At 44.8% G+C, this 8,903-nt stretch carries 8 protein-coding genes and 1 pseudogene; 7 read left to right on the top strand and 2 right to left on the bottom strand.

Annotated features, from left to right (window positions below):
* From CBX98_RS23550 to CBX98_RS23535, 4 genes and pseudogenes are all read left to right on the top strand, one after another.
* Positions 1-121 (top strand): annotated as a pseudogene (locus CBX98_RS23550) (elongation factor Tu); the annotation flags it as partial.
* Between the two features lie 331 nt (positions 122-452).
* Positions 453-641: a bacterioferritin-associated ferredoxin gene (locus tag CBX98_RS23545; RefSeq protein WP_031780493.1), complete on the top strand. Its 189-nt coding sequence runs from the start codon at positions 453-455 to the stop codon at positions 639-641.
* A gap of 101 nt (positions 642-742) precedes the next feature.
* Positions 743-1,219: a bacterioferritin gene (gene bfr / locus CBX98_RS23540; protein ID WP_005395745.1), complete on the top strand. Its 477-nt coding sequence runs from the start codon at positions 743-745 to the stop codon at positions 1,217-1,219.
* Positions 1,220-1,422: 203 nt separating this feature from the next.
* A complete protein-coding gene (locus tag CBX98_RS23535; protein ID WP_006742766.1) occupies positions 1,423-2,700 on the top strand; it encodes a malic enzyme-like NAD(P)-binding protein in 1,278 nt (425 codons plus the stop codon).
* 113 nt (positions 2,701-2,813) lie between these two features.
* On the opposite strand, the gene metJ is transcribed toward CBX98_RS23535, so the two are convergent.
* Positions 2,814-3,134, bottom strand: coding sequence for a met regulon transcriptional regulator MetJ (gene metJ / locus CBX98_RS23530; RefSeq protein ID WP_005381353.1), 321 nt, complete (start codon positions 3,132-3,134; stop codon positions 2,814-2,816).
* A gap of 225 nt (positions 3,135-3,359) precedes the next feature.
* Between metJ and CBX98_RS23525 the strand changes: the two genes are divergently transcribed.
* The 3 genes from CBX98_RS23525 (at position 3,360) to metF (ending at position 8,108) form a co-directional block, all read left to right on the top strand.
* On the top strand, positions 3,360-4,523 hold the full coding sequence (locus tag CBX98_RS23525) for an O-succinylhomoserine (thiol)-lyase (protein ID WP_005395740.1): 1,164 nt from the start codon (positions 3,360-3,362) through the stop codon (positions 4,521-4,523).
* A gap of 12 nt (positions 4,524-4,535) precedes the next feature.
* A complete protein-coding gene (locus CBX98_RS23520) occupies positions 4,536-6,944 on the top strand; it encodes a bifunctional aspartate kinase/homoserine dehydrogenase II (protein ID WP_109170363.1) in 2,409 nt (802 codons plus the stop codon).
* A gap of 261 nt (positions 6,945-7,205) precedes the next feature.
* Positions 7,206-8,108, top strand: a complete 903-nt coding sequence (gene metF, locus CBX98_RS23515; protein ID WP_046874624.1) for a methylenetetrahydrofolate reductase — start codon at positions 7,206-7,208, stop codon at positions 8,106-8,108.
* Between the two features lie 70 nt (positions 8,109-8,178).
* Here the strand turns inward: metF and CBX98_RS23510 are convergent, their stop codons facing one another.
* Positions 8,179-8,718, bottom strand: coding sequence for a PadR family transcriptional regulator (locus tag CBX98_RS23510; RefSeq protein ID WP_005395734.1), 540 nt, complete (start codon positions 8,716-8,718; stop codon positions 8,179-8,181).
* Positions 8,719-8,903: the final 185 nt, after the last annotated feature.

The raw sequence follows: 8,903 nt of genomic DNA, 5'->3' as shown, positions 1-8,903 counted from the left end.
CAACGTACAGATGACTGTTGAGCTAATCGCACCAATCGCAATGGACGAAGGTCTACGTTTCGCGATCCGTGAAGGTGGCCGTACAGTAGGTGCTGGTGTTGTTGCTAAGATCTTCGACTAATTCATAACGAATTAAACGAAATCTTGCACTCTTCTTCTTTATGAAGAAAGCGCATCGAGAAAGGGAAGCTTAGGCTTCCCTTTTTTATATCTAAATTATATTTGGTTATAAGTGTTCGTAGGAAATACGTTAATTTTTTAATTTAAAAACAGAATATTACCGGCTCTATTTTTCAACACCTTTAGTCGTAACACCTAACCCTCTGATCTTTGCCTATTGTCACCAAATCTATATAACAAAATATTCTGAACAGGCCCATCAATGCGACTGGTAACAAGAACTATTCTTGTTTATATTGGTTGCCACAGGTTAATTTAATAGGTTTTTGAGTATGTACGTTTGTCTTTGCCATGGGGTCTCCGACAAGAAAATTAGGAAGTTGGCGATAGATGAAGGCGTAACGGATATTAAAGGAATCAAAAAATGCACAGCATTGGGTAGCCAATGTGGTAAGTGCATCAGACAGGCCAAGGATATTTTAGCGGAAACCAGTTACACGGTATTCAAACAAGCTAGCTAATTACGGTGAGCATGCGGTAATTAAGTAATTATTTGCCTAGCGTTTTGACACCTTCTCATTTGCTTCTACATTTAAATGAAGCTAAAGAGGAGGTTTTTGTCATGAAAGGCGATCCAATCATCATCCAACATCTCAATAAAGTGCTCGGAAATGAGCTCATCGCTATTAATCAGTATTTTCTTCATGCTCGAATGTATAAGGACTGGGGGTTAAAGCACCTAGCAGATAAGGAATATCACGAATCTATCGATGAGATGAAACATGCCGATCATCTGATTGAGCGTATTTTGTTTCTTGAGGGCTTACCGAATCTACAAGATTTAGGCAAGTTGATGATAGGTGAAGACACTAAAGAAATGCTCGAGTGTGACTTAAAGCTTGAAATGGCCGCCATTCCAGATTTAAAAGATGCGATTGCCTATGCTGAAGACATTCGAGACTATGTGTCTCGCGATCTGTTTCAAGATATTCTTGAAGATGAAGAAGAGCATGTTGACTGGCTAGAGACGCAACTTGGCTTGATTGAAATGTCTGGCATTGAGAACTACCTCCAAGCGCAATACGTAGACGAAGAGTAATAGCGTCCAGGATTTTGCGTACTTCAATTGTAAGAAGAAAAGAGCACCTGACTCGAAAATCAGGTGCTTATCCCCGCTATCTGGTCTAATCTCTTTTATTATCGGCTTTTTAAGGATATTGCTCGCAATCTTGCCTATGAAGTTTGATTTCTATCCGATAGAATTTATCCCCCCTTACCTAAAAATAAAAAAGAGAAACGTCCATGTCTGAAGACAATCGCCAAGCAGCCACTCCAGAAGAAGAACATCGCCAAAAAGCATTGGATTACCATGCTTATCCAACTCCAGGGAAGATTGCTGTCGAATTGACAAAACCTGCGGAAACGGCGGGTGATCTTGCCCTTGCTTACAGCCCAGGTGTTGCAGAACCAGTGCGTGAAATCGCACAAAACCCTGATAACGTGTACAAGTACACAGCGAAAGGCAACATGGTTGCTGTTATTTCTAACGGTACCGCTATCCTGGGTCTAGGTAACCTAGGTCCACTTGCATCTAAGCCAGTGATGGAAGGTAAAGCGTTACTGTTTAAACGTTTTGCTGGCCTTGACTCGATTGATATTGAAGTTAAGCACCGCACGATCGATGAATTTGTTGATACTGTTGCAAGCATTGCAGACACTTTTGGTGGTATCAACCTTGAAGATATTAAAGCACCAGATTGTTTTGAGATTGAAAAGCGTCTAATTGAGCGTTGTGATGTACCAGTATTCCACGATGATCAGCACGGTACTGCGATTGTAACAGCGGCAGGCATGCTGAACGCGATCGAACTTCAAGGTAAGAAGCTTGAAGACTCAACGATCGTTTGTCTTGGCGCTGGCGCTGCAGCCGTTGCGTGTATGGAGCTGCTGATTAAATGTGGTGCAATGCGCGAAAAAATTTACATGCTGGATCGTAAAGGTGTAATCCACACTCGTCGTGATGATCTTAATGAATACAAGCAGCTATTCGCAAACAACACGGACAAACGCACATTAGAAGACGTGATTGAAGGCGCGGATCTGTTCCTAGGTGTATCTGGTCCAAACCTATTGCCAGCGGAAGCGTTGAAGCTGATGGCAGATAAGCCAATCGTATTTGCATGTTCGAATCCAGATCCTGAAATTAAGCCTGAACTTGCCCACGCAGTTCGTGATGATTTGATCATGGGTACTGGCCGTAGTGATTACCCGAACCAAGTAAACAACGTATTGTGTTTCCCATTCATCTTCCGTGGTGCTCTTGATGTGCGCGCAAGTGAAATCAATGATGAAATGAAACTTGCAGCCGTTGAGGCGATTCGTGAGCTAGCAAAAGAGCCTGTACCTGAAACTGTATTGAAGGCCGCAGGCGTCGATAAGCTTGAGTTTGGTGCAGACTACATCATTCCAAAACCAATGGATTCACGTTTACTACCACGTGTTGCAAAAGCTGTGGCTCAGGCGGCAGTTGATTCAGGTGTTGCTCGTATCGAGATGCCTGAAAACTACATGGCAGAGTAATATATCTATTAGATGTGATGTACAAAAAATGGGACGCAATCGCGTCCCATTTTTTATATCATTCTTTTGGCTCGAGATAAGAATTGCTATCTGAAGCCTCAAGCCTCGCTTTTTTACTCTTCGTCAAACGACTCAAATTCGATGCCCATTTCCGTCATCAGTGCTTTTACTTCTGTTGGAATATCATCTGGACGGTCTTTACGAAGGTCTTCATCTGTTGGAAGTGGCTGACCTGTGTACGCGTGCAAAAATGCTTCGCATAGTAATTCACTATTGGTTGCATGGCGTAAGTTATTGATCTGACGGCGAGTACGCTCATCAGTTAGCACTTTTAAAACTTTTAGCGGGATAGAGACGGTAATTTTTTTTACTTGTTCGCTTTTTTTGCCGTGCTCTGCATATGGGCTAATGTATTCGCCATTCCAGTCAGCCATTGCACACCTTCATTTATGTAATCGGTTAAAAATAATTTAGGTGCTGATTTTAGCTGCATTTACCGCCATAAGCAAAGACATATAGACGTCTAGAAGTGTTGACGTCTTATTTTTTGACGAGTAAAGTGAACAGAACAGCAAAGGAAGCGTGTTGATCACTTTATTTTACTCATTAGATATAGCGCATTCCTATTTAGAAGTCATTACCCGTGAAAGGATACACCCATGAGCTCTCGCAAACCTGCGACCATTGCAGTACGCACTGGTATTGAATCAGACAGCCAATATCACGCTGTCGTTCCACCTATTTATCTTTCCACTAACTATGGTTTTCCTGCTTTTGGTGAAGTACCTAAGTATGATTACACGCGATCTGGAAATCCAAACCGCGGACTGTTGGAAAGTGCGTTATCTGAACTCGAGTCTGGAAAAGGAGCGGTTGTCACGAACTGCGGTACGTCGGCATTAAATTTATGGGTGTCCGCTTTTCTTGGCCCTGATGATCTCATTATTGCTCCTCACGATTGTTATGGCGGCACCTATCGTCTTTTTAATACCCGAGCCAACAAAGGCGATTTTAAGGTTCAGTTTGTCGATCAATCAGACGAGCAAGCTTTGGATGCAGCATTAGCACAAAAACCAAAACTCATTTTGCTAGAAACTCCGTCAAACCCTCTGGTTCGCGTAGTGGATATTGCAGCTACCTGTGAAAAAGCGAAACAAGTCGGCGCGTTAGTTGCGGTGGACAATACCTTTTTGACACCCGTGTACCAAAAACCTTTAGAGCTAGGTGCGGATTTTGTTATCCACTCCACAACGAAGTACATCAACGGTCATTCAGACGTGATTGGTGGCGTGATCATCACCAAAACAGAAGCGCATGCAGAAGAGCTTGCATGGTGGGGCAATTGCATTGGTGCGACTGGCACACCTTTCGATAGTTATATGACGTTGCGAGGCATTCGTACACTTGGTGCTCGCATGCGAGTGCATGAAGAGAGTTCACAGCAGGTACTGGCTTATCTCCAGAAGCAAGCGTTAGTTAAAACCATTTATCATCCAAGCCTGCCGGAGCACCCGGGTCATGACATTGCTAAAAAGCAGCAAACGGGCTTTGGCTCTATGCTGAGCTTTGAGTTTGCCGGTTCGTTTGAGCAGTTAAAAGTGTTCGTTAAAGAGCTCCAACTGTTTTCATTGGCTGAGTCATTAGGTGGAGTTGAAAGCTTGATTTGTCATCCGGCATCCATGACGCATCGCGCTATGGGAGAGGAAGCACTTGCAGATGCGGGGGTGTCGCATCAACTATTGCGTTTGTCTGTCGGCTTGGAAGATGCACAAGATCTCATCACAGATTTAGAGCAAGCATTCGCTAAAGCTGCCCAACAATAGGAGACGATAATAATGACTTTACAACGTCAGCTGCATAAGTTTGGTGGCAGTAGCTTAGCAAACCCAGAATGCTATTTACGCGTTGTGGATATTCTTAAGGAGTATTCGACGGAAAATGATCTTGTGGTCGTCTCGGCGGCAGGAAAAACCACTAACCGCTTGATTGAGTTCCTGGAAGGGCTAGACAAAGATGGCCGAATCGCGCATGAAGCACTTCAAAGCCTAAGGCAGTTCCAAACGGAGCTAATAGAAAACTTGTTGGAAAATGAAGTACAAGAAGAGCTATTAGCGTTACTGCATGATGAGTTCAGTACCTTATCTGAGCTGACAGCACCACTCACTGGCGCGCAAAAAGCCGCGGTACTAGGACACGGAGAAGTTTGGTCTGCTCGCCTATTGGCCGCGTTATTATCTCAACGTTCTATCCCCGCTGTTGCACAAGATGCACGAGCGTTTTTACGTGCGGAAGCCGGGACTCAACCTGAAGTTGATCGCGCTCGTTCATATCCTTTGATAAAAGAAGTTCTCGCGCAACACAATCATAAACGTGTGGTAATTACTGGCTTTATGGCTCAGAACGAGGCGGGCGAAACCATTTTACTTGGTCGTAATGGCTCTGACTATTCTGCAACTGTCATTGGTGCTCTGGCTGAAGTGAGCACGGTCACCATTTGGAGTGACGTTGCCGGTGTCTATAGTGCCGATCCGCGTTTGGTGGCAGACGCGTGTCTGTTACCGTTACTTCGATTGGATGAAGCCAGCGAACTCGCCCGTTTAGCCGCCCCAGTCCTACACAGTCGTACACTTCAGCCTGTGGCGCAAAGTACTATGGATCTCAACCTCAAGTGTAGCTATCTGCCGGAATCGGGCTCTACTCGTATTGAGCGTGTCTTAGCGTCTGGCCGTGGCGCTAAAATTATTACCTCGCTGGATGATGTTTTATTGGTGCAGCTGTCTTTCATGCATGGGCACGACTTCGAAAAAACACAGAATGATGTATTACAAGCGTTGCAGCGAGCGCAATTGGAGCCATTGGCATTTGAGGCACAGCCCGATCAACACACGTTGCGCTTGGCGTATACCGCAGAAATTGCCGGTGGCGCACTGAAACACTTACAAGAGCTTGCGGTTGAAGCGGAGATTAAGCTCAAAGAAGGCTACTCGCTCTTAGCGGCAGTAGGCGCTGGCGTTACGAAAAACGCCAACCATTGTTTTGGTTTTTATCAGAAGTTAAAACACTCTCCGGTTGAATTTATTTCTGAAACTGAGTCGGGGCTGAGTTTAGTCGCCGTTTTGCGTCGTACTGATACCGAAGTGTTGGTTCAAACGATTCATAGCCAGTTGTTCCAAGCGCAAAAGCGCGTGGCGGTGGCTTTATGTGGCAAGGGCAACATTGGTTCTAGTTGGTTAAATCTATTTGCAACTCAAAAAGGTGAACTCGAAAAACGTCATGGAATGAGCTTTGACCTTGTCGCAGTCGTGGATAGTCAAACCTACTGGTTCGATGAACAAGGTATTGATGCAGCAACGGTTGCACAGCGCTTCGATGATGAAAGCATAGAGAATGACGGTCACTGGCTCAATAAACTGGGCGCTCTGCAAAATTACGATGAAGCGGTTGTGCTTGATGTCACGGCAAGCAAGGAGCTCGCTGCCCGTTATGTTGATATTGCGCAGCAGGGCATTCATTTGATTTCCGCTAACAAAGTGGCGGGTTCGGCAGATAGCCAGTATTACCATCAGGTTCAAGATGCATTCGCTAAAATTGGTCGTTATTGGCTGTACAACGCGACGGTTGGTGCGGGGTTACCAATAAACCATACCGTGCGAGATCTACGTGAAAGTGGGGATGAGATCGTTGCTCTATCGGGTATTTTCTCAGGGACGTTATCATGGTTATTCCAACAATTTGACGGCTCAGTACCATTTAATGATTTAGTCGACCTCGCTTGGCAGCAAGGTTTAACAGAGCCTGATCCTCGTTCTGATTTAGATGGTTCAGATGTGATGCGTAAGCTGGTTATCTTGGCTCGAGAATCTGGTCTCGATATTGAGCCGGGCAGCGTTAAGGTTGAATCTCTGGTACCAGAAGAATTAACAGAACTTAGCATCGATGACTTCTTCGATAACGGAGGACTGTTGAGTGAAATACTGCAAGAGCGCCTGACAAAAGCACAGAGAAACGACCAAGTGCTTCGCTACGTTGCGCGTTTAGAAAAAAATGGTAAAGCGACGGTGGGAGTAGAAGCGTTATCTCGTGAACATGCGCTCGCCAACCTACTGCCGTGCGACAACATTTTTGCCATTGAAAGTAAGTGGTACAAAGATAACCCACTCGTTATTCGAGGGCCTGGCGCAGGAAGAGAAGTGACAGCCGGCGCGATTCAATCCGACCTCAACCGATTAGCCGGTTTATTCTAAAGTTGCGAGATACCTAAAACCCTGGAACCCGACCAGGGTTTTTTATTTTTCCTTCAGTGCCATACTGAAGTATCGGCTTGTGATAAGTGGTGAAATAACGTTCAAGTAATAACTTGAACTATCCTCATTATTAACTTGAGAAAAATTCATAATTACAAGGTTGACATTAAATCGTATTCAATACATTCTGTAGACATATAGACGTCTAAACGTCGATTTAAGGAATTTGTTTTCGTGGCGGAGTGCCACAGGGAGAGTAAGATGGGATATACGCACGCAGGCCATATTGACGCCTTGAACCAGAATATTGCTGAGTTGTCAGACAACATCAATGTATCATTTGAGTTTTTTCCACCAAGCAGCGCGAAGATGGAAGAGACACTCTGGAATTCTGTGCACCGTCTTAAAACGCTCCAACCTAAATTTGTTTCTGTTACTTACGGCGCGAACTCTGGCGAGCGTGACAGAACGCACTCCATCATTAAAGAAATCAAAGCAACAACAGGATTGGTTGCTGCTCCTCACCTCACTTGTATTGATGCGACTCGCGAAGAGTTGATTAATATTGCCGATGATTACTGGAATAATGGCATTGAAAATATCGTTGCTCTGCGTGGTGATATTCCTCCTGGTGGCGGTGCGCCTGACATGTATGCCTCGGATCTGGTTGAGCTGCTGAAATCACGTCACGATTTTGATATCTCAGTAGCCGCATTTCCTGAGGTTCACCCTGAAGCTAAAAGTGCGCAGTCTGACTTATTGAACCTAAAACGTAAGGTAGATGCAGGTGCAAACCGTGCAATTACTCAGTTCTTTTTTGATGTTGAGTCTTACCTTCGTTTCCGCGATCGCTGTGTGGCGGCAGGAATTGATGTGGAAATTGTTCCTGGTATTTTGCCAGTGTCGAACTTTAAGCAAGCCTCTCGCTTTGCTGCGCAGAACAATGTGAAAGTACCAGGCTGGATGAGTAAACAGTTCGAAGGCTTGGATGATGACCCGGTGACTCGTCAGCTTGTGGGAGCAAGCCAAGCTATTGATATGGTGCGCGTACTTAGTCGTGAAGGCGTTAAGGATTTCCACTTCTACACCCTAAACCGTGCAGAAATGACTTACGCTTTATGTCATACGCTAGGCGTTCGTCCTCGCGCTGCAGTAGGTGCATAAATCGGGTTTCAAAAAGACAAAAGGCTTGCCAAGTGGCAAGCCTTTTTCGTTGTATCAAAGTAAAAGGAAATTAACCAATCACTTCAAGTTCTGTTAGGACTTCTTCAGCCCACGTGATCCACGTTTCACGTAACAGTAGGTTACGACGAAGCGTTAAACGCTCTAGGCGAGCTTGTTTGTCTAAAGTTGACGGCGTTGCGTAGTAAGCCGCTTCAATTTCTTTGTAGTGAGAAACCAGTTTGCGAGACTCTTCAACCAGTTCGGCTAGTTGATCACGGAAAGGTGTTGATGGTTGAACGGCACATGCCATCAATTTCGCTGAAAATTCATCACGAACAGTCGGGTGTGCAGTTGGTTGATCAAACCATTCTCCTAAAGCGCTGCGACCAGCATCTGTGATGGAGTAAACCTTACGGTCTGGTTTGCCTTCTTGGGGTTCTAATACGCAAGTAACCAGCTCTTTCTCGGCCATTTTATTGAGTTCACGGTACACTTGTTGGTGGCTTGCTTTCCAGAAGTAACCGATGCTAGCAGAGAATTCTTTAGTGATATCGTAACCGGTTGCGTCGCGAGTGCTAAGAACAGTTAAGATTACGTGTGGTAATGACATGTCTTCAATCCAAATGGTCAATAAACTTGTAAACAAGCTACTTATACTTTCAGCTGTGCTCTTTCTGGCACTTGAGTTTTTTAATGTATAAGTAGCACCAACAATGTTGGTCCTGTCACCTTAAAGCCGTTTATCACCTAGAGAGATGGGGAGTCCCATCATGGCTGGAGCAGGTATGATTGGAT

Source organism: Vibrio sp. T9, assembly GCF_003123985.1.
In the GTDB taxonomy this organism is placed as follows: domain Bacteria; phylum Pseudomonadota; class Gammaproteobacteria; order Enterobacterales; family Vibrionaceae; genus Vibrio; species Vibrio diabolicus.
The sequence above is the reverse complement of the archived record's forward strand: the minus strand, read 5'-3'. Positions and strand labels throughout refer to the sequence as shown.